Below are 26,209 nucleotides of genomic sequence, written 5' to 3' on the forward strand. Positions count from 1 at the left end.
TGCTAGCGAATTTCTCCTATTAAGGGCTTTCCGGCATGGGCAGCCCCAAATGCTGGTAAGCTGCGGGGGTCACCATACGGCCGCGCGGGGTTCGCTGCAAAAATCCGATCTGCAGCAAATATGGCTCGTACACGTCTTCGATCGTTTGGCTTTCTTCGCCGATCGTCGCCGCAATCGTATCGAGTCCGACCGGACCTCCCCGGAAGCTCGTAATCATCGCCCGCAGCATCTTGTGATCGATAAGATCGAGTCCCATCGGATCGACCTGCAGCATCTTTAGCGCCTCCTTGGCGATGTCCGTCGTGATCATCCCGTCGCCCCGCACCTGCGCGTAATCCCGGACGCGTCTTAACAGCCGGTTCGCAATCCGCGGCGTCCCCCGCGATCTTAAAGCGATCTCCTCGGCGGCGTCGCCGACCATTTCAATGCCGAAAATATCGGCTCCCCGGGATACGATGAAGCTAAGCTCGTCGATCGTATAGAACTCGAGGCGGCTGACGACGCCGAAGCGGTCGCGCAGCGGCGCCGACAACAGACCTGCCCGGGTGGTCGCCCCCACCAGCGTAAACGGCGGCAAATCGAGCCGGACCGAGCGGGCGCTTGGCCCTTTCCCGATCATGATGTCCAGCGCGAAATCCTCCATCGCCGGATACAGCACTTCTTCAACCGTGCGGTGCAGGCGGTGAATTTCGTCGATGAACAGCACATCGCCTTCCTGCAGATTCGTCAGCAGGGCGGCCAAATCGCCGGGCCGTTCAATCGCCGGGCCCGACGTTGTGCGGATGTTGACGCCAAGCTCGTTGGCGATGATGTTCGCCAGCGTCGTTTTGCCCAGTCCCGGCGGCCCGTAAAGCAAAACATGGTCCAGCGCTTCATTGCGCATTTTCGCCGCTTCGATGTAGATTTTTAAATTTTCCTTGATTTGGCTTTGTCCGATATATTCCGCCAAGTAGCGGGGACGGAGGCTCAGCTCGACGGCCTGATCCTCCATCATCAAATTCGCCGATATGATCCGGTCTTCCATCATTGCGCGTTCGCTCTCCTTCCAGTCCTTCTCTCATCAGCCGGCATACAGCAGCTTGAGCGCCTTTTTCATTACCGAATCCACCGCTTCATCCGGGGCGACATCCTCCTTCATGCGATGCCACACCTTGTCCAATTCGGCATCCGTGTATCCGAGCGCCTTAAGCCCTTCCCGGGCTTCCGGCCAGCCGGGATAAGCGGATTCGGCCGCAGGGAGAGCCTCGGACGGATCATCAAATAAAGAGGGGCCGCCCATCCCTTCGAGCTTGTCTTTCAGGTCCAAAATCATACGCTGCGCCGTTTTTTTGCCGATGCCCGGAAGTTTGGTCAGAAAGCCGATGTTCTCCTGGTGAATCGCGGCCACCACATGGTCGGGACTGCCCCCGCTCAAAATGCCCAGCGCCACGCGCGGCCCGATGCCGGACACCTCGATCAGCTTGCGGAACAGCCTCTGCTCTTCGCGGGTGGGAAAGCCGAACAGCAAAATCGCGTCTTCACGGACATGATGATGCGTATAGATCGTCACCGTCTCTTGTCCTTTGGCGGCAAACGCATACGGGTTCGGGCAAAACACCTGATAACCTACGCCCTGCACGTCGAGTACAACATATTCCGTTTCCAAATGGGCCACCTGGCCCCGTAAAAAATCGATCATGAACGCAATACCTCGTTTAATTTAGAATTTAATGTGTAAGAATGCGCGTGGCAAATTGCGACGGCTAAAGCATCGGCCACATCGTCCGGCTTCGGGATCGCCTGCAGCTTCAGGAACATGCGGGTCATTTCCTGCACCTGCCGCTTTTCGGCTTTGCCGTATCCGACGATCGCCTGCTTGACCTGCATCGGCGTATATTCCGCGACCGGCAGCCCTTTCTGGACCGCCGCCAGCACCAGCACGCCCCTCGCTTGTCCAACCGACATCGCCGTCGTGACGTTGCGGTTAAAAAACAGCTTCTCCAGCGCCACCGCGTCCGGCTTATATTTTTCGATCAACTGCACCATGCCTTCATATACATGAAGCAGCCTTTCTTCCTCCGGCGTGTGCGCCTCCGTCTGAATGCAGCCGTATTGCACCGGAGTCAGTTTGCTCCCTTGTTTATCGATAAATCCAAACCCCACGATCGCGATCCCAGGGTCGATTCCAAGTATACGCAAGCTCATCTCTCCCCAAATGTATGCTCGAACTCCCGTTTTGCTTGCGGAGCTCGCGTCCTTTTTTGAAGCGAACATATGTATTCACTTTATTATAACAAAAGATCGCGCACATTGAGGAAAAAGTTTGTAGAGCGCCGGGATTGATGAAGGGGAAAAACAAACAAGCGCAAGCAGGAAGAGGGTTTCCATCTTCTGTGCTTGCGCTTTTCTCATACTTTTAACTCTCGCGAAAATATAAGGGTAAAAAATGGCGTTATTGTGGCGATGTCCCCCATTCAAAGAGAAATAGAGGGAATTTATGTCGCTATTTTCTATGAACCACAACAAGTACCCGCGATCTGGACCATTCATAGGAAAATAGGTACATAAAATGCCGCTAATGGGGATGAACATGCTAAGCTCAGGATAATAAGTACTTAAAATGCCGCTAATTTAATCGCCGACGGTTCATCGTTCAGTTCATCGTACCAACACCCAGCCGCCAAACGCCGATTACTGGGTTAAGCTTATCCCTATATACTGATATGCTGACGCTATTTTTTAAGCAGTAAAAAAGCAAAATAAGGCACCCCGAGCAGCGAGGCCATAACACCGGCCGGAATCCCGTCGGGATCGACCAGATTGCGGCCGATCGTGTCGGCGATGAGCAGCAGCCACCCGCCCAGCAGCACCGCGACGGGAATGAACAGCTGATTGCGCGGTCCGACCAGCGCTTTGGCGATATGCGGAGCCATCAGGCCGATGAAGGCGATGCCCCCGGTGACGGAAACCGCCGATGCGGATGCCGCGACGGCGGCCAAAATCAGGATCAGCCGCTCGCGCTCAAGATGAACGCCCACGCCGATCGCCGATGTCTCGCTTAAGCTGAGCAGATTAAGCTGCCGGGATTTAAACAAAGTAAACGGCACAAGCAGGATCAGCCACGGAAGCAAAGCCCCGATAAAAGGCCAGTCCGTACCCCAAATATTGCCGGCAATCCATTTGGCGATAAAGTCCACCTTAGCGCGTTCCGCCGAGGAAATAATCACGATCATAATCCCCGACAGCGCCATGGAGAAGCCCGCTCCAACCAAGACGAGGCGAACGGGATCAAGCCCCCGGGTCCGGCTGTACAAGAAAATATACACGAGTATGGCCGTGATCAAAGCCCCGACAAACGCAACAAAAGGCAGAATATAGACAAACGATCCCGTTTCGATCGGAAAATACAGAAAAAACACGGAGATCGCCACGCCTGCTCCGGAATTGATGCCGACGATGCCCGGGTCGGCCAAATCGTTGCGGGTAACGCTTTGCAGGATCGACCCGGATAACGCCAAGGCCATTCCCGACAACAATGTGACCAGAATTCGCGGCAGTCTGACGGAAAACAGAACGAACTCCTCTTTAAACGTACCGTGGCCCAGCAGCACGGGAATCAGCCTGTCGAAGGACAGAGACGAATAACCAAACCCCATGCTGGCGACAGCCGTCAGAACGATGGCCCCGAGGCTGATCAGCAAAATGAGACGCTGTTTCCGAACAAAAGCGGACGGATTCATGATAGCGCTTTGCCCCCTTTACGCACGACAAGCAGGAAAAACGGCAAGCCGGCCATGGCCACAATCGCCGCCATGGGCGTCTCGTAAGGGGCGTTGATGGTCCGGGCGAGCGTATCCGCCAGCAGCATGAAGGCGGCTCCCGCAAACACCGAAAAAGGCAGGATATAACGGTAATCGGTGCCCACGATCTTGCGGACGATATGCGGAATCATCAGCCCGAGGAAGGCGATGTTTCCGGCGAGCGCCACCGCGGCCCCCGTCAGCAGAATGACCAGGGCAAACAAAATAAATTTGATCCGCGCGAGCTTTTGCCCCAGGCCTACCGCCACCTCGTCGCTCAGGCTGAGAATCGTTAAATGGCCGGAATACATGACGGACACCGCAATTCCGGCAACAATGACCAGCGCGACCGCCTGAATTTGCTCCCAATTTGTCCCGATTAAGCCTCCGGCCGTCCACATGGAGACATCCTTGGAAATTTTGAACGCAAGGCTGATGCCTTCCGTGGCGGCCTGCAGAAAGGTGGAGATGGCCGCTCCCGCGAGCACGATGCGAACAGGGGACAAGTTCCTTCGGCGCACCGCGCCAAGTCCGACGACCAGCCCTCCGCCTGCGGCGGCGCCGATAAAACAAGCCAGCATGATGCCGAAGTAGCTGATCCCCGGGATGCACGCAAAAATGACGGCCAGCGCCAGGTTGGCGCCGGACGTGAGTCCCAGCAAGCCGGGATCCGCTAGCGGATTGCGGGTAACCCCTTGCATAATCGCGCCGGATACGGCCAGCGCGGCGCCGACCAGCATCGCGGCCAGTTCACGCGGCAAACGGATCTCTTGCAGCGTGAGTACATTCCCTTCGGATGCAGCCGAAGTAAGCGCCAGCCACAGTTCATGCGGCGCCGTTTCCTGCGCGCCGAACAACATCGAGATCACGAAGCAGACGACGAGCAGCAGCACGCTGCCGAGAAGCTTATACATAAACGGAATGGAACGTAATTTAACTCTCATAGGTACCTCTGCCTTGGTTACTTGCCCAGGAAACTTTTCTTAAAGAATTCCAATTGGTATTCCATGCTGAGCGGGTCGTTGAAATAGAAAGCTTTCGCATCGGCTTCAAAAACCCGGTTGTTTTTGACGGCAGGGATATTTTTGTAAGACTGCGTATTCTGGAAGGAATTGTCCTCGTCGGCGTTTTTGCTGAAAATAATATAGTCCCCCACGTAATCCTGCAAAACTTCGGAGGATACCGCGAAATAGCCGTCCTTTTTCGTTACTTCCTTTGTTTTCTTCGGCAGGCTGAAGCCCAAATCGCCATACAAAAGTTCGGTGCCGCGCCCAAAATTGTAGCCATACACGTAAAGCTGCTTGTTGAACGTCTCGATCACCGAGACCGTCGCGCCTTCGCCGATCTTCGCTTTAATCTCTTCGCCGGCCTGCTTCGTCCGCGCCTTGAAATCATCCACCCAAGCCTGGGCTTCTTTTTCCTTGTTCAGCAGTTTGCCGATTTCCAGCTGCTGCGTTAAATAGTCGACTTTTCCGTACGTAAAAGTAACCGTTGGCGCAATTTGCTTGAGCTTGTCTACGTTTTTAATATCAGACTGTCCGATGATAAGGTCCGGCTGCAGTTCAATGATCTTCTCCAGGCTTTCGTCCGTCACCGCTTCCACGTCTTTCAGCCTGTCTTTGAATTGCGGGTTTTCCTTGGACATCTCGTCCGCTCCGACGATCGGCACATTCAGCTGCATCACATTGCCCGTCAGAAACCTGGTCAAGACAACGACGCGCTGCGGATGGGCCGGAACCTCGACAGGTCCGTTTTCGGATTGATAAGTCATGGTCCCGGAGTCAGGCTCGTTTGCAGACTGGGAAGACCCGGGGGAAGAATTCCCGCTATCGCCTGTGCGATCGGTTTGATTTGCGCCTTGACTTGGACTTATGCCGCACGCGCTCAGCATAACCGCTAATGACAGAACAAACGGAATAAGCAGCTTTCTCATCAGATGACTCTCTCCCTTACAATAGCTATGTGTCAATGAGGACACTAATTGATAATGAGTTTCATTTTCATAACTTATTATATTCAGCCTTATTTCGCTTAACCATAGCTTATTGTTAGGGAAGGAGCTTGGACTATTGGATGCTGGAAAATAACGTCACAGCACGTTGCAGCTGCAGGCGGATGGACACGGGATTGTATGGAATCCATTCGTCCATGTCCAAATGATGCACCTTGTTCCGCTGTACGGCGGAAAGCTCTTTCCAGTACGGGGACTGAAACAAGGCTTCCGCGTGTGCGGTGGAACCCTTGGCATCGGGAAACACGATCACGAGCAGGCGATCCCCCGCAACATCGGCCAGCTCCGCCGGCTCGATGGGAATCGAATGGAATGTATTGCCCAGCTTATGATTAAGCTGCTGTATTTTTGCCGGGGGTCTTAGCCCAAGCGAATGGTATATCACATACCCGGCATTGCGGGCGCCGTAAACGAGCAGTCCCTCCGGTCGGACAACCAAAATCGCCACGGTTTCGTCCGCGGCCGCCCTTTGCCGTACCAAAAGACAAGCCGACTTCTCCTCTTGTTCAAATGCCGCCAGCCACGCTTCCGCCCTTTCGCTTTGCCGAATCGCCCGGGCAATCAGGCGAAGATGCTCCTTCCAGCCAAGTTCCATCCATGGAATTTCTACCATAGGCGCGAACGCCCGCAGCTGCTCGGGATTCAGACCGTGTCTGTGCAAATGCTCCCTCGCCGCGATAATCATATCCGCTTTGGTATCCAGCAGTGCCGACTTTAATTGCTCAAAGGTACAGTCCGTATGGATAAATCTCATCGCTTGCGGCTGCGGCAGTTCTGCGGTATGGACATACTCGCCGTTCTCCGAAATCGTGAGCACCGGTTCGCGCCCCAGCAGCAGCAGATGGCTGGCATAAGGAGTAAGCATCACGGCCACGCGCTGCGGAGAAATGCTGTGATAAACCGTCGGGGATACTCCAATCTGCCGTTTGAAACGGCGGCTAAGGTAAAACTCATCCTTGTAGCCGACCTTCTGCGCGATCTCCCTAAGCGTGCCCGAACCGCCGATCAGCAGCTCGACGGCCCGGTGAACGCGCAGCCGCGATAGATATTCCTGGGGAGAAAAGCCGGTAATCCGCTTAAATAAAATAGAATAATGCGAACTGCTTACGCCCGCCATCGCGGCCAACTGCTCACGGGTTATTTTATCGCTAAAGCGGTTCTCCATATAAGCGATGCTTCGCTCCATGCTTAGCTCCCCATTGGCCGAATGGGTTCCCCCGGATCGGGACAGCAGCTCAAAAATAATCCGGTAAAACACCATTTGATTTTGGACATGCCGGGCCTCATAAGCCGGTGAACGATAAAGATACAACTCCTCCAGCATGGCCACGATCCCAGGTTCATTTGGAAAAAATCGCACATTCTTGCCGTCAAACAGCTCGCTGCCGCGGATCATGGAGCCGCTATACTGGGACATGGTCTGCTCCGAAATGCCGATGGAAAGCTTGTAGGCGTGAAGCGGCCCAAGGGAATCGGTCATCAGCGCGGCATGGGCCCCGGCCGGAAGCAGTATGACCGTGCCTTCGGCAAGCTCAAAGGTCTGGTCGCCGATTCTAAGGACAGCTTTGCCGCCGGCGAGCCCGATCAGCACCGCGAACTCTTCATGGATTTTATGTGCCGGCAAATTTGAAGTACCGTATAGCGAACGAATTTGAACAGCCGTATATAATGGAAAGCGGAACTCCGCCCACTCCGAAACAAGGTTGGTCAACACAAAAGCCTCCATTGCGATGAAAAATAACCAGCTTCTTTCTCCGATAGTACCACACTGTAGGGTAACGTCAACGTCCATTAAAAAAGCGCCGCCCATCCCTGATTCGGAATGGGGGCGCTCCTTTGGCCCGCCGCGCTGCTACTGCGCTTCATTTTGCTGCATGACCTTTTCGGTCTGCTCCAAGGCAAAATCGCTAAAAGTGGACAAAACGCTGTTGTACTCTTCTACGTCCTGTATGCGAATGCCCTGCTGCAGCTGCTTCAAAACATCCGCCGGCAAGGCGCTCTCCATCATCTCTACATCCAATTGAAAAAAGGTCCGGATGACCTTTTCCTTCTTGGGAGGCCCATCGAACAACGTCAGATTTCCGTCCTTGTCGATGCCGATGTATCCTTGCTTGCTGCAGGTTTCGGACAGCCCGTTGATCCTTTCGTCGATCCACACATCTCCGCCGGCCCCAAGCCGCCCTTCCCATTCCGGATGGGCTTTCATCAATGCCGCGATTTCATCCGGCCGCATAATGCCCAATACGCTGCTTTCTTCGCCACAGGTATAGATTTTATTCAAATGAACGATGCGGGTGCGATCCGTTCGCTTCAATTCGCTTAACCAATCATCCGCGGTTGCTTCGGGCGCTGCCTCCTGAAGTTTGCCCCAAGTTTCCATCGCGATCGGCTCATTGGTCATCAAGTTTTCCATCTGTTCGGACAAGGGCATCCCGAGCCAAGCCATGATCGCAACCAAACTGCAGGCGCCGATCGTCCAGATGGCACGTCTCCATCTTCTCCATCTTCTTTTGAGTTGCTTTTTGATATGGAAGATATTCACGGTTATCCCCTTCTGTCGGAGTTTATTTTCTATTGTGACCGACGGAAAGGGGATTTATTCAGTTCAAAAAAACAGCCATCCGCGCGGATGACTGTTGATGGATCGGGACGACACGATTCGAACATGCGACCCCCTGGTCCCAAACCAGGTGCTCTACCAAGCTGAGCTACGTCCCGTAAAATTTCAGGCCTCCCAGAAATCAGGCCACTTTTTCTATTATAGCGTCGGCAATTAATTAGTCAACTCTAATTTCTTGGTTACCTGCATATCAGTATTCGATCTTGCTGCTGGAAGCTCTCCAAGCGTTAAACGGCAGCAGGCTTTCGGCTGTTTTGATTTGCTCCATTGGAATAAACCGTTGATCCATCGGTTTGGCGATTTCTTCATAAATGAACTGATCGTCAAATCCGATCCCGGCCGCCTCCTCCTTGGTGCAGGCATAATAGACGGCGTCGGGACGAGCCCAATATATCGCCCCAATACACATCGGACAAGGCTCGCAGCTGGTGTAGATCGTACAGCCCTTAAGCTGAAAATCGCCCAAATGCCGGCAGGCTTCGCGAATGGCCTGCACCTCGGCATGAGCTGTAGGGTCATTAAGCGAGGTAACAAGGTTTCGTCCCGTCCCGATGATTTTCCCATCCTTAACCACAATCGCGCCAAAAGGCCCTCCCTGCGCAAGGCGTACATTTTCGTAAGCTTCGCGTACCGCCGTTTTCATCCAATATTGATGATTATTTTCTCCCATACGTTGTCACCTCTCATGTAATGCACCTAAAGCGGTGCTTTCAAGCATTATACCCCGAATAACCCGCTTTCGAAAAAGGTTATGTGCTTTTATTTTACATAGATGCGAAACAAAATTTTTCGAGCACATCACGAAAATCCTTCTCACGACTTTTTATATAAAACTCAACGGGTTACCAGCGTCTCGTCCTACGTCCGCCACTTCATGAAGCGATAGTCCAGCAGGTCCACCAGCAGAAACAGGACGAAGCCCACCAGACTAAACAGCAGGATACCGGCATACATTTGCGGATAATCCAGCCTCAGCCAGGCATCCATAATAAAGAAGCCCATGCCGTGCTCGGTGCCGTAGATTTCAGTAAAGAACAGGACCGAAATAGCCGTGCCAAGCGAGATGCGGATGGTGCTGAGGATCACGGACAACGCGCCGGGCAGGGTGATATGCCAAAATTTTTGACCGGCCCCTGCGCCAATGCTTGTCAAGACATCATAGGTGCTCGCCGGAATAGCTTTTACCCCGTCCCGCACGGAAATAATAATCTGGAAAAGCAGGATCAGCATAATCATGAGAATCTTAGAAGTCTCGCCAAGCCCGAAGAATAGCATCGCCACCGGGAGCAAGGCGATCTTGGGCACCGGATAGGTCAAATACACCACCGGGTCCAGCAGCTTGTTCCAGAGCGCCGAACGCCCCATCAGAAGCCCGATCATCAGGCCGACGACCAGCGCCAGCAGGACTCCGGCAAAAATACGCATCAGACTATAGCCGACATTCAGCACAATATCCCTTCCGCCGAGTTGTCCCATCGCCTGATAGACCTCCAGCGGACTGGGCAGCATCGGATGATGCACCAGCAAATACGCCGCGTACCAGACCGCATTCATTCCCAAGAACACAAGCAATATTCTAAAAATATAGTTGATCCGCCGTTTATTCACCATTTCTCCTGCATTACCTTTCTGATTCTCTTGATCTGGGCAAAAAAGGCATCACTAGCCCGCTTCTCCCCATGCTCCAGCCCAAATACCGCCTCATTGTCAATCATCTCCGGCGCCTCGCTCTTGCTTGACGGGAGCACGATGATTTTCTGCCCCAGCAGAATGGCCTCATCCACATCATGCGTCACGAACAACGCTGTGGCCGGGTTCGCCTGCCAATGCTCCAGGAACAACTGCTGCAGCGCTTCCCGCGTCATGGCATCCAGCGCAGAGAACGGCTCGTCCAGCAATAAAATAGACGGCACAATCGCAAACGCCCGCGCAATGGCCACACGCTGCTGCTGGCCCCCGCTCAGCGACAGCGGATAACGCTCCGCCAGCTCCTGAATGCCCATCGCAGACAGCCAGCGGTCAATCTGCGCCTCCTGGGCCTGCCTGTCCTGCCCCTTAGGATTAGCGATCTTCATCGCTACCCTGATGTTGGCTCTCACCGTCTTCCAGGGCAAGAGGCCGTAATTTTGCGGCACCAGACCGATCAGAACGTCCTGTCCGCGCAGGGACTGTCCATTGAACAGCAGCTCGCCCCGGTATTCCGGCAGGAGGCCGGACACGGCGCGCAGCAGCGTGGATTTCCCGCTCCCGGATGGCCCCAGAATGGTATAAATCCCATGCTCCGGCAAGGTGAAATCCACTCTGCCAAGCGCCAGCTCCCCGCTCTTGTATTCAACCTCAAGCTCCTTTACGCGCAATCCGTTATTTCTTGAACTGGACATCGGAGATCACTTCTTCGGGGGTGATGTTTTTGGTCAGCAGGCCCTGCTCGCGGGCCCAGGCAAACGCCGCCTCGACCTCTTTGACATCGACCTGATTGGCCGGGATGTAAGCCGGCACCTCGATTTGGTCCTTCAAGGTTTCCGGGTAGCCGACCTCTTTGATCACCAGGTCGATGTAATCCTTCTGGTCATGGGATTGCATGTACGCTACCGCATCGTCATAGGCCGCGTACATGGCGCGGATCGCTTCCGGCTTGGCATCAATCGCGCTTTGCGGGAAAGCCAGCACAAACGGGTTCACCTGGGCCTGGTTCGTGGAGCTAAGCACGCGTAAGCCTGACGCTTTTCCCATCGTGACGAACGGCTCCGGCAGAATCGCGGCGTCCGCTTTGTTATTTTTCAGCAGCTCCAGCCGGGTGGGAATTTGCGGCACCTCCGTTATATGGATATCTTTCTCCGTCAGACCGGCCTGCTTCAGCATCATGGCAACGGTGTACTGCGTAGAGGTGTTTTTGGATAGAATCACGGTTTTACCCTTCAGATCCTTTACGTCCTGAATCTTGTTATTGCCGGTCAGCAGATCGAATTCCCCAAAGGTCGTGCTGGTGATTTTTACGTTCAGCCCTGCTTCATTGTAGATCGAAATGGCGACCAAATCGGCGCTTAGCCCGTCAACTTTCCCCGCTTGAAAAGCTACGTCGCGGTCTTTGGCGCTTTTGAACGTCTGAATGTTCAGGTTCACCCCTCGCTTCTGATCAAAGCCCTGCTCATGGGCAATAATAAACGGAATCGCATCAATCGAAGGCAGGAGGCCCAGCGACAGCTCCGGCAGCTCCGCCGTTGTATCTCCCGTATTCCCCGTCGCCGCCGCGGCGTTGCCCGCGCCGCCCGTGTCGGCATTCTTCGTCTTGCTTCCGCACGCCACGCCCACTATGCTGACGACAAGCACCAGCGCCAACAACATCATCATTTTTCTTGTTGCCCCAAACTTCACGGTTGTCCCATCTCCCCTATGTGTCTATGTAGATTTGGCATAGCGATATGCCCCTTTACTTGAGACCTCTCCCGCCAACTTGCACTTTTATTCACAAGCAATATTACAATTAGACCATTGTTCGTCCAGTAGCCTCAAGTAATGCCATTTTACACCCATCACTGCATTTTGTATATTTGCAAATTTAAATAGTTTGAAAAAAAACAGATTAGGCCACGAAATTCTGCTCATCATCTTTCCCCGATAAAATTCTGCGAATGTCATCCTCATGATGAAAAACGGTATGATTATTGAAAAAGGAACCCTTAAAGAGTTCCTTTCCGAAGATACCTTCTATGCGGATTTATATAACAGCCTAGTATACTTGTACAACTTCTTTAATATCATCGATTTCCTCAAGGATTGCGCGTTCAATAGCGGCCTTTAACGTAATCGTAGCACTTGGGCAACCGTTGCAAGCTCCCAAAAATCTTAATTTGGCTACACCGTTCTCAACCTCAACCAGTTCAGCATCTCCACCGTCACGCAGTAAGAAAGGACGTAGTTTGAGAAGCACTTCCGATACTTCATCGAATAAAATTCCATTGTCCTCCATTATGCCACCCTCCTCTCATTGTTTTAACAACAGTCAATTCAGGCCCTGTTTCGTTCTGGATGTTCTGATTGATCCTTTGCCTTTTTTATTAGAGAGGCCTCTTGATCTGAAAGTTCCATTAAAATCGTATAAATTGGATCTGTAGGTATCATCACACCACAACTTGCACTCAGTCCTAAGAGCATATTAAGATAGAACTGAATTTTCTTTTTCTCTCGAGTAATTTGCTCTAATTCTGAGATGTCTGAGTTATTTTTCTTCATTAAAACACACCCCATGCCTCCTAAAAAGTAAAACCCTTGATTTATTAAATTAATGGATCAACCGATGCTTCCTTCCATCTCAAATTGAATCAGCCGATTCATTTCAACGGCATATTCCATCGGCAATTCCTTGGTAAACGGCTCAATAAAACCCATGACAATCATTTGGGTGGCATCCTGTTCTGTAAGCCCGCGGCTCATTAAGTAAAATAATTGCTCCTCGGACACTTTGGATACTGTTGCCTCGTGCTCCAAAGTAATCTGATCATTTTTAATTTCATTGTACGGAATTGTATCTGATGTTGAGAGATTGTCCAAAATCAACGTATCGCACTTAATATTGGACTTGGACCCTGCGGAATCGCGGCTGAAGCTGGATAACCCACGGTAGTTTACTTTACCGCCCTGTTTGCTGATGGATTTGGATATGATCGTAGATGTTGTCTCGGGAGCAAGGTGAATGACCTTCGCGCCGGCATCCTGATGCTGATCTTTACTGGCTACGGCAATAGACAGGATGGACCCCTTGGCTCCCCGTCCTTTCAATAATACAGCCGGGTACTTCATTGTTGCCTTGGAGCCGATGTTGCCGTCCACCCATTCCATTGTGGCGTTTTCCTCTGCCACAGCCCTTTGGGTTACCAAGTTGTAGATATTAGGAGCCCAATTCTGAATGGTCGTGTAACGGACACGGGAATCTTTCCGGCAAATAATTTCTATAACTCCGCTATGCAGAGAACTGGTACTATAAATAGGTGCTGTACATCCTTCAACGTAATGGACAAAGCTGCCCTCTTCGGCAATAATTAAGGTCCGCTCGAATTGGCCCATATTTTCAGAATTAATACGGAAATACCCTTGTATAGGAACCTCACACTGAACGCCCCTCGGAATGTATACAAAGCTACCGCCTGACCAAACCGCACTGTTAAGCGCCGCAAATTTATTGTCGGCGGGAGGGATGATCGTTCCAAAATATTGCTTAAACACTTCGGGGTATTGCTTTAATGCAGTATCCGTATCAAGGAAAATAACGCCCTGATCCTCCAGTTCTTTCCGCATACTGTGATAGATGACTTCCGACTCGTATTGAGCGGATACGCCCGCCAGGAACTTTTGCTCCGCCTCAGGAATCCCCAGCTTGTCAAAGGTGGCTTTAATCTCGGAAGGAACCTCCTCCCAGGTCTTCCCTTGTTTTTCAGAAGGGCGAACGTAATATTGGATGTCATCCAGATTTAGCCCGGCCAAATCCGCTCCCCATTGAGGCATCGGCATCTTATAGAATTGTTTCAAAGCTTTCAGCCGAAAATCGAGCATCCACTCCGGCTCTTCCTTGATTCGGGAAATTTCCCGGACGATCTCTTCAGTCAGACCTTTTCCAGATTGAAAAATAGACTGGTGCTCGTCGCGAAACCCATATTTATATTCGCCCATATCCGGCGCTTTTTTAGCCATTAGTATCACTCCTTTTAACCTTCCGAGACTTATTTTGATTTACTATGATCTGCCGAGCTTGCTCTCCACTAAACCTTGCAGTCGACTGCGAACCCCCTCCAGCGGGATCTCTGAAATGACAGGGGCGAGAAATCCGAAAACAACAAGATATTCAGCTTCACTCCGAGATATCCCACGCGACATCAGATAATAGATTTGTTCCGCATTGACTTGCCCCACGGATGCAGCATGACCTGCGGTTACATCATCCTCATCGATCAGCAGGATCGGATTGGCATCGCCGCGCGCTTTAGGACTTAACATAAGCACGCGTTCTGTTTGCTGACCATCACAATGGGTTGCACCTTTTTCAATCTTTGTAATACCATTGATAATGGCCGTAGCTTCTTCAAGCATGACTGCACGCGTAATCATCTGGCTCACTGAGCTTCTGCCAAAATGCCGGGCTTGAGTTGTATAGCTCGATTTTTGATTGCCCGTGCCAATCGCAATCACCTTAGTGTCGGAGACCGACCCGTTGCCTTGAAGCAAAGTCTTGGTATCGCTGGCGCTATAACCATTGTTCATCTCGCCGATAATCCATTCCACACCGCCATCCGCATGAACGACCGCCCGCCGCTCGGTGAAATCCGTTGTTGCTGCAGCAAGCTGATGAACCGAAGCTACTTGCACCTTTGAGCCCGCTCCCGCAAAGACCTCCACCACACCGTTATGCAATACCTCGACATCATCCCTGCTGGATACACAATTATCCACATAAACGATCTTGCTGTTGCTCCCGGCCACAATTAAGACGTGAGGGGCGAAACGCACACCGCTTGTATCGTTAAGAAAGATCGCTTGAATCGGCGCTTCAACCTCTACACCGTCCGGGACATATAGAAACACGCCACCACTCCATAAGGCACTGTGTGCAGCAGATAAACGATGCTCTTCCGGCTTCACTGCCTGAAAGAGATAACGTTGAACCAACGCCTCATGCTCTTTTGCCGCAGTATGCAGGTCCGTTAAAATGACTCCCTTGGCGGCTAAGCTCTCGGACAATTCCGTATACACTACATCCGAATTGAACTGAACGATTAATCCGCCTTTCACTGGTGAAGCAACCAAACCTTGAACAACCTCCGGCGCATCTTCCAAACCTGACCACGCATTTTCAGCCTTGTAATCTCCACCTTCGTAGATATCCCATTTTTCAAGTTTGATTTTCTCCACTTTAGGCAGCCCCAGCGTCCCTGCCAGCTCGAGTGCCCGAATCCGGCGTTCAAGCAGCCAACGAGGTTCATCCTTAGCACTTGACCAAGCGCGCAAAGCGTTCGCATTCATTGAAATTCTTGCTTGTATACCCACTTGCTTATCCTCCTCTTCAGCTTTTAAACTTCCTCGCCTGCCGTCTCATCCGTAATCCCAAGCTCCTCTTTCACCCAATCGTATCCTTCAGCCTCCAAACGGCGGGCAAGCTCCGGGCCGCCGGATTTAACAATCCGGCCTTGCATCATGACATGCACAAAATCCGGGGTAATATAATTCAACAGACGTTGATAATGGGTAATGATTAAAAAACCTCGATCCGGGCTGCGCATCTCATTTACACCATTAGCCACAATACGCAGTGCATCAATATCAAGCCCGGAATCCACTTCATCCAAAATCACAAACTTGGGTTCAAGCAGCATCATTTGCAAAATTTCATTCCGCTTTTTTTCACCGCCGGAAAATCCCTCATTCAAATAACGATGCGCGAATTCCGGGTTCATCTCCAGCCCCTTCATTTTGCTCTCCATTTCACGGATAAAACGGATTAAGGAGATCTCCTCGCCTTCTTCACGCCGTGCATTGATGGCACTTCTGAGAAAGTCCGAGTTCGTCACCCCGGCAATTTCACTTGGGTATTGCATAGCGAGGAACAAGCCTGCCCGGGCACGCTCATCCACCTCCATCTCCAGAAGGTCTTCATTGTCCAATGTCACCTTGCCGCCGGTAACCTCATATTTGGGATGTCCCATTAAAGCCGAAGCCAGCGTACTTTTTCCCGTCCCATTAGGCCCCATAATCGCATGAATCTCTCCACCATGAATCTCCAGTGTGAGCCCTTTTAAAATTTCTTTCCCCTCAATCTTGCTTCTTAATTCCTCAATCTTTAAGGTCGTCATTCTCCCATACTTCCCTTCCGTAGAGTTTTTCGGCACGCGCCAACAAATCACTCATAAATTTTCCGATAGTCTGCAACTCAGCCTCTGAATAGGATTCAATAAATCGGTAGAAACCCTCTTCTTTTTCTTGATGCAGCTTTTTATGCAAATGATAAACGTGTCTTCCCTTATCCGTTAAGCTAAAATAAATCTCCTTACGATTGTTGTTCAGCTGACTTCTCATAATAAAGCCCGTTTCCAGCAGCTTTGAACTAATATTTGTAATGCTTGCTTTGGACAGATCCATCTTCTGCACAATTCCGGTATGATTTATTGGTTCATAATCACCAATGCAATCAATAACGTGTACACTAGTAATATTGTTAGAAAGCATGTCAATCTGGTGCTTTCTGGCTTGTTGCCGAAACATGTTAATTTCATGCTCAGTATACAACTCATTCAGATGCAGTATTTTTAAATACTGCTCGTAAAGATGACGTTTAGACTCCAATTGCCCAATCTCCCCTCTTTTGTAGTCGTTGCACACCAAGTCTAGTGTCAACAATAGATGGTTGCTTTTTTGTTCATTACTGAACAAAATCATTTTAACATAATTGATAATGATTATCAATATCAATATTTGAACTGCCACGCTTCATTACGCTACCGTGAGCATGTATGGCAACACTGACCCCTGATAAAAAAGAAAACCGCTCCAAAGGAACGGAATTCAGTAACCTTGCTTACGCCAATCTTCAATAGTTCGGACAGAACATCCGGTAGCTTGGCTCATTCTCCGGCAGAGCCATCATCATGACGGTCGACATAGATGAATCCGTAACGCTTCTTAAACTGGGCCGTCGAGGCGCTGACCAGATCGATGCAGCCCCAGGTCGTATATCCGTCACTTCCACGCCATCGGCAATGGCTTCCGCTCAGGTACGGCTGATGTGCCGACACCGAAAAGACTATAAAAAAGATGGCTCAAGACGAAAATCAGTGCTTGACAAAATAAATGATGACGGAGATGGGGGGTGTCTCTCCAAACCACTTTGCACGATTATCCCTTTGGTTCAGAAAGCCAAGTCACATGATCAAACGGGATAATCGTGCAAAGCCTCCGGATAGCGAGTCTCGCTCCAGGCCACGGTCTGTTGTCGGCTTGACTGTCAAGCACTGATGATTAGGTTGAATCAAAAAGATATTATGCTATTTTTTAATACTATTCTTCGGGATAAAATAGCGCATAAATGCCCACGCTTCGGGAGTAGGAGAAGCGACTCGCTCGTCTGATGGAGGGTGAACAATATCCACTAAGCGTTCCAGTAAGCTATTATTACGGAGAGAATTACGTCTAATCCAGCTGACAAAATCATTCGTCCAAAGAAAAAAGGTGTTTGTCGGCAGTTCTTATAGTACTTCTGAAGTCAATCAACTTATAGAAATCGTGAGGGGCACTAGAATCGAACTTGCCGTAATCCCCACAGCTTTTTATGGGCTAAGGCGTACTGAGGTAGTGGGTTAAAAAAAACAACATGCGACATCCGTTTTCACGATCTTCGTCATAGCTGCGCCGCTTTATTATTGAGTAATGGTGTTAGCATGAAAGAGGTCCAAGAGTGGTTAGGTCATAGCGATTACTCAATCACAGCAAAAAAAAGCCCATTAGAGAATATCTCTAATGAACCATTGGTTATTCTATATGATGCCGGTGAAGGGACTCGAACCCCCACGGTTTCCCTCACGATTTTGAGTCGCGCGCGTCTGCCAATTCCGCCACACCGGCAAAAAATACGCGCCCTAAGAGATTCGAACTCCTGACCTTTAGATTCGTAGTCTAACGCTCTATCCAGCTGAGCTAAGGGCGCAAATTATGGAGCGGACGACGGGAATCGAACCCGCGACCCTCGCCTTGGCAAGGCGATGCTCTACCGCTGAGCCACGTCCGCATATCAAATTAACGTGAGCCATGAAGGACTCGAACCTTCGACACCCTGATTAAAAGTCAGGTGCTCTACCAACTGAGCTAATGGCTCGTACAAAACAAATTTCTTTTCTCATCCCTTTTCAAGGATGAAATGGCGGAGCCGACGGGATTCGAACCCGCGGTCTCCTGCGTGACAGGCAGGCATGTTAGGCCTCTACACCACGGCTCCACACTGATAATTGCGAACTCCACAAACCGATCCGAGCAAGCCTAAGCTTTTCATCACTAATTTTGGAGTTAATTGCGGGGGCAGGATTTGAACCTGCGGCCTTCGGGTTATGAGCCCGACGAGCTACCGGGCTGCTCCACCCCGCGTCGATAAAAATGATCTTATGGTGGAGGCTAACGGGATCGAACCGCTGACCCTCTGCTTGTAAGGCAGATGCTCTCCCAGCTGAGCTAAGCCTCCATGGGATACTTTAGTTTTCCCTACTTGATGCACTAAGCATTAATGAAAGCAATGACCCGTAGGGGATTCGAACCCCTGTTACCTCCGTGAAAGGGAGGTGTCTTAACCCCTTGACCAACGGGCCGCAATATAAATCCAAGCTGGCGGAGAGAGAGGGATTCGAACCCTCGAGACGCTTGTGACGCCTACACGATTTCCAATCGTGCTCCTTCGGCCAACTCGGACACCTCTCCATAAGAGTTGGTCTCCCCGGAAAGCACCGGAATGTCGATCCGCTTGCTTTCCGGGATAACTCCCCGAACAGGACTCGAACCTGTGACAACTCGATTAACAGTCGAGTGCTCTACCGACTGAGCTATCAGGGAACATTGCTTGGCGGCGTCCTACTCTCCCAGGACCCTTCGGTCCAAGTACCATCGGCGCTGGAGGGCTTAACGATCGTGTTCGGGATGGGTACGCGTGGAACCCCTCCGCCATCGCCACCAAACGATTCAAGGTTAATCCTTGAAAACTGGATACGAAACTTGATTTGCGTGTTAGCCCCTTTTCAGTTCCCGGGGTCCCCGAAAAGTAATCGAAATTACCTTCGAAGCCTCGCGTCACTTTTTGGGGTATCTTTTTGGATAAGCCCTCGACCGATTAGTACCTGTCAGCTCCATGCATTGCTGCACTTCCACCTCAGGCCTATCAACCTCGTCGTCTTCAAGGGGTCTTACTAATTGGGAAATCTCATCTTGAGGGGGGCTTCACGCTTAGATGCTTTCAGCGCTTATCCCGTCCGCACTTAGCTACCCAGCTGTGCTCCTGGCGGAACAACTGGTACACCAGCGGTGCGTCCATCCCGGTCCTCTCGTACTAAGGACAGCTCCTCTCAAATTTCCTGCGCCCACGACAGATAGGGACCGAACTGTCTCACGACGTTCTGAACCCAGCTCGCGTACCGCTTTAATGGGCGAACAGCCCAACCCTTGGGACCTACTTCAGCCCCAGGATGCGATGAGCCGACATCGAGGTGCCAAACCTCCCCGTCGATGTGGACTCTTGGGGGAGATAAGCCTGTTATCCCCAGGGTAGCTTTTATCCGTTGAGCGATGGCCCTTCCATGCGGTACCACCGGATCACTAAGCCCGACTTTCGTCCCTGCTCGACTTGTCAGTCTCGCAGTCAAGCTCCCTTTTGCCTTTGCACTCTGCGAATGATTTCCAACCATTCTGAGGGAACCTTGGGGCGCCTCCGTTACTCTTTAGGAGGCGACCGCCCCAGTCAAACTGCCCGCCTGACACGGTCCCCGTACCGGCTTACGGTACTGGGTTAGAACTCCGATACGATCAGGGTGGTATCCCAACGTCGCCTCCATGGAAGCTTGCGCTCCCACTTCCTAGGCTCCCACCTATCCTGTACAAATCGTATCAAAGTCCAATATCAAGCTGCAGTAAAGCTCCATGGGGTCTTTCCGTCTTGTCGCGGGTAACCTGCATCTTCACAGGTATTAAAATTTCACCGGATCTCTCGTTGAGACAGCGCCCAAGTCGTTACGCCATTCGTGCGGGTCAGAATTTACCTGACAAGGAATTTCGCTACCTTAGGACCGTTATAGTTACGGCCGCCGTTTACTGGGGCTTCGGTTCACAGCTTCGGGTTTAACCCCTAACCGCTCCCCTTAACCTTCCAGCACCGGGCAGGCGTCAGCCCGTATACTTCGCCTTGCGGCTTCGCACAGACCTGTGTTTTTGCTAAACAGTCGCTTGGGCCTTTTCACTGCGGCCCCCTCGAGCTATTCACTCTACCGGGGCACCCCTTCTCCCGAAGTTACGGGGTCATTTTGCCGAGTTCCTTAACGAGAGTTCTTCCGCGCGCCTTAGAATTCTCTTCTCGCCTACCTGTGTCGGTTTGCGGTACGGGCACCTTCTCCTGGCTAGAGGCTTTTCTCGGCAGTGTGAGATCATGACCTTCGGTACTGTAAATTTTCCCTCCCCATCACAGCCCAGCCTTACGGTGTGCGGATTTGCCTACACACCAGCCTCACTGCTTGGACGGGGCATTCCATCGCCCCGCGTCACTACCCTCCTGCGTCACCCCATCGCTCATAACGGATTATGGTGGTACAGGAATTAGAGCCTGTTGTCCTTCGACTACGCCTTTCGGCCTCGCCTTAGGTCCCGACTTACCCTGAGCGGACGAACCTTCCTCAGGAACCCTTAGGCTTTCGGCGGATCAGATTCTCACTGATCTTTTCGTTACTCATACCGGCATTCTCACTTGTATGCTGTCCAGCGCTCCTTACGGTACACCTTCAACCCTCATACAACGCTCCCCTACCCCTGATGCAAAGCATCAAGCCATAGCTTCGGTGGTGTGTTTAGCCCCGTTACATTTTCGGCGCAGAGTCACTCGACCAGTGAGCTATTACGCACTCTTTAAATGGTGGCTGCTTCTAAGCCAACATCCTGGTTGTCTGTGCAACTCCACATCCTTTCCCACTTAACACACACTTGGGGACCTTAGCTGATGGTCTGGGCTGTTTCCCTTTTGACAATGGATCTTAGCACTCACTGTCTGACTCCCGGTGAATCAGTCTATGGCATTCGGAGTTTGACTGAGCTTGGTAACCCTTGCGGGCCCCGCACCCAATCAGTGCTCTACCTCCACGACTGTCACACCGAGGCTAGCCCTAAAGCTATTTCGGGGAGAACCAGCTATCTCCGAGTTCGATTGGAATTTCTCCGCTACCCCCACCTCATCCCCGCACTTTTCAACGTACGTGGGTTCGGGCCTCCAGTGCGTGTTACCGCACCTTCACCCTGGACAGGGGTAGATCACACGGTTTCGGGTCTACGCCTGCAAACTAAATTCGCCCTATTCAGACTCGCTTTCGCTGCGGCTCCGGCTTCTCGCCTTAACCTTGCTTGCAAACGTAACTCGCCGGTTCATTCTACAAAAGGCACGCCATCACCCATATAGAGGGCTCTGACTTCTTGTAAGCACACGGTTTCAGGTTCTGTTTCACTCCCCTTCCGGGGTGCTTTTCACCTTTCCCTCACGGTACTGCTTCACTATCGGTCGCTAGGGAGTATTTAGCCTTACCAGATGGTCCTGGCAGATTCATACGGGGTTTCACGTGCCCCGCACTACTCGGGATCCGTCTCGGAGGGCGAAGACTTTCGATTACAGGGCTTTTACCTTCTCTGGCCGGCCTTTCCAGACCTGTTCGTCTAACCTCTGCCTTTGTAACTCCATGTGAGACGTCCCACAACCCCGAAGAGCAAGCTCTTCGGTTTAGGCTAATCCGCGTTCGCTCGCCGCTACTGACGGAATCACTATTGTTTTCTCTTCCTCAGGGTACTTAGATGTTTCAGTTCCCCTGGTATGCCTCTTCACCACCTATGGATTCAGTGATGAGTGACTAGGTATTACCCCAGCCGGGTTTCCCCATTCGGACATCCCCGGATCGATGCTTGCTTACAGCTCCCCGAGGCAGTTTCGTTGTTCGCCACGTCCTTCTTCGGCTCCTAGCGCCTAGGCATCCTCCGTGTGCTCTTAGTAGCTTAACCATGATTTTTCCCGAAGGGAAAATATCAAACCACTAATATCTTCACTTGTTTTGACACAAGTTCAGCTAAAAGGATTGTTCTAAAACGCAAATTTCGTTTCGTTATCCAGTTTTCAAGGATCAAATTGAGAGTTGAACTCTCAAAACTGACCAACGAGTGAGTAAGTTCGCTAACCCGAGTTAGCTATTTGAATGCTTCCATCGCAGGAAGCGATTCTCCATAGAAAGGAGGTGATCCAGCCGCACCTTCCGATACGGCTACCTTGTTACGACTTCACCCCAATCATCTACCCCACCTTCGGCGGCTGGCCCCTTGCGGTTACCTCACCGACTTCGGGTGTTGTAAACTCTCGTGGTGTGACGGGCGGTGTGTACAAGACCCGGGAACGTATTCACCGCGGCATGCTGATCCGCGATTACTAGCAATTCCGACTTCATGCAGGCGAGTTGCAGCCTGCAATCCGAACTGAGACCGGCTTTTCTAGGATTCGCTCCAGATCGCTCCTTCGCTTCCCGTTGTACCGGCCATTGTAGTACGTGTGTAGCCCAGGTCATAAGGGGCATGATGATTTGACGTCATCCCCACCTTCCTCCGGTTTGTCACCGGCAGTCACTCTAGAGTGCCCAACTTCACTTGCTGGCAACTAAAGTCAAGGGTTGCGCTCGTTGCGGGACTTAACCCAACATCTCACGACACGAGCTGACGACAACCATGCACCACCTGTCTCCTCTGTCCCGAAGGAAAGCCATATCTCTACAGCGGTCAGAGGGATGTCAAGACCTGGTAAGGTTCTTCGCGTTGCTTCGAATTAAACCACATACTCCACTGCTTGTGCGGGTCCCCGTCAATTCCTTTGAGTTTCAGCCTTGCGGCCGTACTCCCCAGGCGGAGTGCTTAATGTGTTTACTTCGGCACCAAGGGTATCGAAACCCCTAACACCTAGCACTCATCGTTTACGGCGTGGACTACCAGGGTATCTAATCCTGTTTGCTCCCCACGCTTTCGCGCCTCAGCGTCAGTTACAGCCCAGAGAGTCGCCTTCGCCACTGGTGTTCCTCCACATCTCTACGCATTTCACCGCTACACGTGGAATTCCACTCTCCTCTTCTGCACTCAAGCCGTCCAGTTTCCAGTGCGACCCGGGGTTGAGCCCCAGGATTAAACACCAGACTTAAACAGCCGCCTGCGCGCGCTTTACGCCCAATAATTCCGGACAACGCTTGCCCCCTACGTATTACCGCGGCTGCTGGCACGTAGTTAGCCGGGGCTTTCTTCTCAGGTACCGTCACTCCTGTAGCAGTTACTCTACAGGACGTTCTTCCCTGGCAACAGAGCTTTACGATCCGAAAACCTTCATCACTCACGCGGCGTTGCTCCGTCAGACTTTCGTCCATTGCGGAAGATTCCCTACTGCTGCCTCCCGTAGGAGTCTGGGCCGTGTCTCAGTCCCAGTGTGGCCGTTCACCCTCTCAGGTCGGCTACGCATCGTCGCCTTGGTGAGCCGTTACCCCACCAACTAGCTAATGCGCCGCAGGCCCATCCGTAAGTGACAGATTGCTCCGCCTTTCCCAAGCCCCTCATGCGAGAGACTTGATTATCCGGTATTAGCTACCGTTTCCGGTAGTTATCCCGGTCTTACGGGCAGGTTGCCTACGTGTTACTCACCCGTCCGCCGCTAACCATCAGGAGTGCAAGCACTCCTTCAGGTCCGCTCGACTTGCATGTATTAGGCACGCCGCCAGCGTTCGTCCTGAGCCAGGATCAAACTCTCCAATAAAAGGTTGGATGAACGAATCATCCAAGTTTATTCGAAAGAGCGATTAGCTCAATCAGTTACTGACGAGAATTTTAATTCTCATTTATACTCACTCGTTGTTCAGTTTTCAAAGATCAACTTTGCTTTTCGTTCATCACCGTTGTTTCAGCGGCGACTTAAATAATATAACACACTGCCGAAAGTAATGCAAGCTTTTTTTAAAAATAATTTTAAATCAAAGGTTTTCCCTGCGAGATTAATATTATCGCATTTCGCGGGGACATTTAATATAGCACATTACTAGGTTATACTCAAGCTATTAAGCATGTTAATTTTCGGAAATAAGAAAAAAATAAAGAAGAGCGAGGGATCACCGCCCTCGCTCCATAGATCTTCAAGCATTAATCCACGGATTCCGGCGGCCGGACGTTTTGAGTTTGCCCGAGCTTTTTTTTCCGGCCCCATCTGATCTGGACTTGCCTTGCTTTTTACGAGGTTTTACCGAATCCGGGCCACCCGAGATTGTAACATTTTTAGCGGGGCCGGCTTGCTGGACTTCCGATGTTCCTGCCGGCTCGGCTTCCGCATGGATTTCCGTCGTCTGCGCATCCCTTTGCGAATAACCTTTCATACTTTCCAGCGGGCTAACTTCGCCTTTAAGCGGTTCATTCCCCCAGGACGCCCCTTGAGTCAAAGGAACCGGATAGTTTAAAGGATAACCCGGCATAAACGGCGCCGCTTGGGACAAGGGTGAAACCGCAGACGGGTATGCCGGCATCGGCTGTCCATAATACGGTAGAGTTCCTGGGCCATGATGCCAGGGCGCTCCTTGAGTAAACGGCGTATTGCCATAGGATTCGGGAGACACATACTGCGGTTCAGGTGTCGGATAATGGTGCATGCTAAGCATAGGATAATTGTTTTCTGCCGGGCTGGTAATCCCGCCTGCTTCCGGCATCGTGTACATCGGTGCGCCTGCATTCGATATCCCCGGATACTCCCCTTCCGGAATATGCCCCATTGCAGCCTGCACCTGCGGAAACTGCGGAATATTGGAGGAAGATACGGCTTCCGCGGGTACATTGTATTGGTAAAAAGGATGGTAGCTCTCCGGCTGCTGGTAGGTATGCGGGACATTCCCCGAACATCCGCATGGGGATTGAGTTGGATAAGCCATTGCGGGGAATACGGACGTAGGCTGAAGCGGTTGATAGTGCGGATATTGAGGGTTTGCATATTCAGGCAGCTGTGCCGTCGGATATTGGGCAGTTAAAGGTGCGTATGCCTGTGGCTCTGACTTCATCGGTTCATAGGCAGACGGACTTACCGGCCCATAACCGTACGGTTCCGATTTCATTGGCTCGTAAGAGATCGGGCCAAGGCCGGTCGGCTCCGATTTCATCGGCTCGTAAGAGATCGGGGCGAGATTGGCCGGTTCGGATTTCATCGGCGTGTAAGCTATAGGCTCATACTTGGCGGGTTCATAATGCATGGGCTCGTATTTTGGCGGCTCATACTTGATGGGTTCGTACTTGATCGGCTCGTGTTTGATCGGCTCAACCTTCACAGGCTCCAGTTTGGTCGTTTCGTATTGGATCTGCTCGACCTCAATTTTAATCTCCATCGGCACCGTCTTCGGCTGCTCCGCCTGTATCGGCTGCAGATTAACAGGCTCCACATTCATCGGCTTAGGAACCTCCTCTTTCGGAGCCTCCTTGGGGGCGGGCTTAACGGCTTCCGGCGCGATATTGGTTTTGGGTGCCATTTCCGCCCCGGTAATAGGAGCCGTGCTCTTTTTGCCGGCCATGTCTGCGATGGGCGCCGTGTTTTTCTTGCCGGTTTGGGCCGGCAATGTCCCGATATTCTCCGGATTGGGATTCAGATTCGGGTTGCCGTGCTCTCCCCAGGCCTGGCCTGCCCCCGCGGGAATGTTGACGATTTCGCCAACCGTCAGCTGGTTCGGATCTTTCAGTTGCGGATTCGCCGCGATCAATGTCTGCAAAGAAAGTCCCCATGCATTCGCCAGCTTCCACAACGTATCGCCCTGCTTGACGACATGCTTATAAATTTTGCCCGTCTCCCCGCCGATCGGCACCGCCTCGGCAGGAATTTTCACCTTGTCGCCTACGTTCAACACGTCGGGATTTGCGATTTGCGGGTTGGCATCGATCAATTTCTGCAGAGGCACATTATACTTTTTTGAGAGCTCAAACAAAGTATCGCCTTTCTTGACAATATGAATTTTCACGCGCTAAAGACCTCCTAGGTATCTTCTC

19 protein-coding genes, 11 tRNA genes, 3 rRNA genes and 2 pseudogenes are annotated in these 26,209 nt (G+C 51.7%); 1 reads left to right on the plus strand and 34 read right to left on the minus strand.

The features are described 5' to 3' along the window. Positions 1-19: 19 nt before the first annotated feature. The 20 genes and pseudogenes from ruvB to NYE69_RS27585 all read right to left on the minus strand — a co-directional run. Positions 20-1,024, minus strand: coding sequence for a Holliday junction branch migration DNA helicase RuvB (gene ruvB, locus NYE69_RS27490; RefSeq protein WP_340930556.1), 1,005 nt, complete (start codon positions 1,022-1,024; stop codon positions 20-22). Positions 1,025-1,060: 36 nt separating this feature from the next. After that, positions 1,061-1,678, minus strand: a complete 618-nt coding sequence (ruvA, locus tag NYE69_RS27495; RefSeq protein ID WP_036620615.1) for a Holliday junction branch migration protein RuvA — start codon at positions 1,676-1,678, stop codon at positions 1,061-1,063. Beyond that, complete coding sequence (gene ruvC / locus NYE69_RS27500) at positions 1,675-2,178, minus strand: crossover junction endodeoxyribonuclease RuvC (RefSeq protein WP_328273662.1); 504 nt, start codon at positions 2,176-2,178, stop codon at positions 1,675-1,677. Before ruvC ends, ruvA begins: the two co-directional genes overlap by 4 nt. A gap of 533 nt (positions 2,179-2,711) precedes the next feature. Beyond that, positions 2,712-3,719: a FecCD family ABC transporter permease gene (locus NYE69_RS27505; protein ID WP_340929001.1), complete on the minus strand. Its 1,008-nt coding sequence runs from the start codon at positions 3,717-3,719 to the stop codon at positions 2,712-2,714. Beyond that, positions 3,716-4,723: a FecCD family ABC transporter permease gene (locus NYE69_RS27510; protein ID WP_340929003.1), complete on the minus strand. Its 1,008-nt coding sequence runs from the start codon at positions 4,721-4,723 to the stop codon at positions 3,716-3,718. The genes NYE69_RS27505 and NYE69_RS27510 overlap by 4 nt, the downstream gene beginning before the upstream one ends. A gap of 17 nt (positions 4,724-4,740) precedes the next feature. After that, positions 4,741-5,712, minus strand: a complete 972-nt coding sequence (locus NYE69_RS27515) for an iron-hydroxamate ABC transporter substrate-binding protein (RefSeq protein WP_340929005.1) — start codon at positions 5,710-5,712, stop codon at positions 4,741-4,743. Positions 5,713-5,845: 133 nt separating this feature from the next. Beyond that, positions 5,846-7,501, minus strand: coding sequence for an AraC family transcriptional regulator (locus NYE69_RS27520; protein WP_340929007.1), 1,656 nt, complete (start codon positions 7,499-7,501; stop codon positions 5,846-5,848). 141 nt (positions 7,502-7,642) lie between these two features. Next, positions 7,643-8,332: a BofC C-terminal domain-containing protein gene (locus NYE69_RS27525; RefSeq protein WP_340929009.1), complete on the minus strand. Its 690-nt coding sequence runs from the start codon at positions 8,330-8,332 to the stop codon at positions 7,643-7,645. Positions 8,333-8,434: 102 nt separating this feature from the next. Beyond that, positions 8,435-8,508 (minus strand) — tRNA-Pro (locus NYE69_RS27530). A 92-nt stretch (positions 8,509-8,600) separates the two neighbouring features. Then, positions 8,601-9,080 (minus strand): nucleoside deaminase, encoded by a 480-nt coding sequence (locus NYE69_RS27535; protein ID WP_036620605.1) that lies wholly within the window; start codon positions 9,078-9,080, stop codon positions 8,601-8,603. 188 nt (positions 9,081-9,268) lie between these two features. After that, positions 9,269-10,021 carry an ABC transporter permease gene (locus NYE69_RS27540; protein WP_155621446.1) on the minus strand — a complete coding sequence of 251 codons (753 nt, stop codon included), beginning with the start codon at positions 10,019-10,021 and terminating at the stop codon, positions 9,269-9,271. Next, on the minus strand, positions 10,015-10,791 hold the full coding sequence (locus NYE69_RS27545) for an ABC transporter ATP-binding protein (RefSeq protein ID WP_155621447.1): 777 nt from the start codon (positions 10,789-10,791) through the stop codon (positions 10,015-10,017). Before NYE69_RS27545 ends, NYE69_RS27540 begins: the two co-directional genes overlap by 7 nt. Beyond that, entirely contained in the window at positions 10,772-11,761 is a 990-nt protein-coding gene (locus NYE69_RS27550; protein ID WP_155621448.1) for an ABC transporter substrate-binding protein, read from the minus strand. The genes NYE69_RS27545 and NYE69_RS27550 overlap by 20 nt, the downstream gene beginning before the upstream one ends. Positions 11,762-12,140: 379 nt before the next feature. Then, on the minus strand, positions 12,141-12,380 hold the full coding sequence (locus NYE69_RS27555; protein WP_155621449.1) for a NifU family protein: 240 nt from the start codon (positions 12,378-12,380) through the stop codon (positions 12,141-12,143). Positions 12,381-12,418: 38 nt separating this feature from the next. Further along, positions 12,419-12,643 (minus strand): hypothetical protein, encoded by a 225-nt coding sequence (locus NYE69_RS27560; RefSeq protein ID WP_340929013.1) that lies wholly within the window; start codon positions 12,641-12,643, stop codon positions 12,419-12,421. 57 nt (positions 12,644-12,700) lie between these two features. After that, on the minus strand, positions 12,701-14,098 hold the full coding sequence (gene sufB, locus NYE69_RS27565; protein ID WP_340929015.1) for a Fe-S cluster assembly protein SufB: 1,398 nt from the start codon (positions 14,096-14,098) through the stop codon (positions 12,701-12,703). Between the two features lie 42 nt (positions 14,099-14,140). Beyond that, positions 14,141-15,448, minus strand: coding sequence for a Fe-S cluster assembly protein SufD (gene sufD / locus NYE69_RS27570; RefSeq protein ID WP_413773885.1), 1,308 nt, complete (start codon positions 15,446-15,448; stop codon positions 14,141-14,143). Between the two features lie 23 nt (positions 15,449-15,471). Then, entirely contained in the window at positions 15,472-16,251 is a 780-nt protein-coding gene (gene sufC, locus NYE69_RS27575; RefSeq protein ID WP_155621452.1) for a Fe-S cluster assembly ATPase SufC, read from the minus strand. Then, on the minus strand, positions 16,232-16,741 hold the full coding sequence (locus NYE69_RS27580; protein ID WP_413773886.1) for a MarR family transcriptional regulator: 510 nt from the start codon (positions 16,739-16,741) through the stop codon (positions 16,232-16,234). Before NYE69_RS27580 ends, sufC begins: the two co-directional genes overlap by 20 nt. A 290-nt stretch (positions 16,742-17,031) precedes the next feature. Then, a pseudogene (locus NYE69_RS27585) lies at positions 17,032-17,162 on the minus strand (family 1 glycosylhydrolase); the annotation flags it as partial. Between the two features lie 610 nt (positions 17,163-17,772). Here NYE69_RS27585 and NYE69_RS27590 point away from each other — a divergent pair. Next, positions 17,773-17,871 (plus strand): annotated as a pseudogene (locus NYE69_RS27590) (tyrosine-type recombinase/integrase); the annotation flags it as partial. Positions 17,872-17,936: 65 nt separating this feature from the next. Here NYE69_RS27590 and NYE69_RS27595 read toward each other — a convergent pair. The 14 genes from NYE69_RS27595 to NYE69_RS27660 all read right to left on the minus strand — a co-directional run bounded on the left by NYE69_RS27595 (position 17,937) and on the right by NYE69_RS27660 (position 26,181). Beyond that, a tRNA-Leu gene (locus tag NYE69_RS27595) sits at positions 17,937-18,016 on the minus strand. Positions 18,017-18,024: 8 nt separating this feature from the next. Beyond that, positions 18,025-18,098: transfer RNA gene (locus tag NYE69_RS27600), tRNA-Arg, on the minus strand. A 6-nt stretch (positions 18,099-18,104) separates the two neighbouring features. Continuing rightward, positions 18,105-18,179: transfer RNA gene (locus NYE69_RS27605), tRNA-Gly, on the minus strand. A gap of 14 nt (positions 18,180-18,193) precedes the next feature. Then, positions 18,194-18,266: transfer RNA gene (locus NYE69_RS27610), tRNA-Lys, on the minus strand. 43 nt (positions 18,267-18,309) lie between these two features. After that, a tRNA-Asp gene (locus tag NYE69_RS27615) sits at positions 18,310-18,386 on the minus strand. A gap of 72 nt (positions 18,387-18,458) precedes the next feature. Next, positions 18,459-18,532, minus strand: a tRNA-Met gene (locus NYE69_RS27620). 18 nt (positions 18,533-18,550) lie between these two features. Then, positions 18,551-18,626, minus strand: a tRNA-Val gene (locus NYE69_RS27625). Positions 18,627-18,678: 52 nt separating this feature from the next. Next, positions 18,679-18,750, minus strand: a tRNA-Glu gene (locus tag NYE69_RS27630). A 17-nt stretch (positions 18,751-18,767) separates the two neighbouring features. Beyond that, positions 18,768-18,859, minus strand: a tRNA-Ser gene (locus NYE69_RS27635). 59 nt (positions 18,860-18,918) lie between these two features. Further along, positions 18,919-18,991: transfer RNA gene (locus NYE69_RS27640), tRNA-Asn, on the minus strand. A gap of 5 nt (positions 18,992-18,996) precedes the next feature. Then, a 5S ribosomal RNA gene (gene rrf, locus NYE69_RS27645) occupies positions 18,997-19,113 on the minus strand. Positions 19,114-19,245: 132 nt separating this feature from the next. Then, positions 19,246-22,177, minus strand: a 23S ribosomal RNA gene (locus NYE69_RS27650). A gap of 223 nt (positions 22,178-22,400) precedes the next feature. Beyond that, positions 22,401-23,954: ribosomal RNA gene (locus NYE69_RS27655) — 16S ribosomal RNA — on the minus strand. The 16S, 23S and 5S rRNA genes sit together here with 10 tRNA genes alongside, the layout of an rRNA operon. Positions 23,955-24,327: 373 nt before the next feature. Beyond that, entirely contained in the window at positions 24,328-26,181 is a 1,854-nt protein-coding gene (locus tag NYE69_RS27660) for a LysM peptidoglycan-binding domain-containing protein (RefSeq protein ID WP_240752025.1), read from the minus strand. Between the last annotated feature and the right edge of the window lie 28 nt (positions 26,182-26,209).

Source organism: Paenibacillus sp. FSL R5-0527, from assembly GCF_038008055.1.
Classification (GTDB): Bacteria; Bacillota; Bacilli; order Paenibacillales; family Paenibacillaceae; genus Fontibacillus; species Fontibacillus macerans.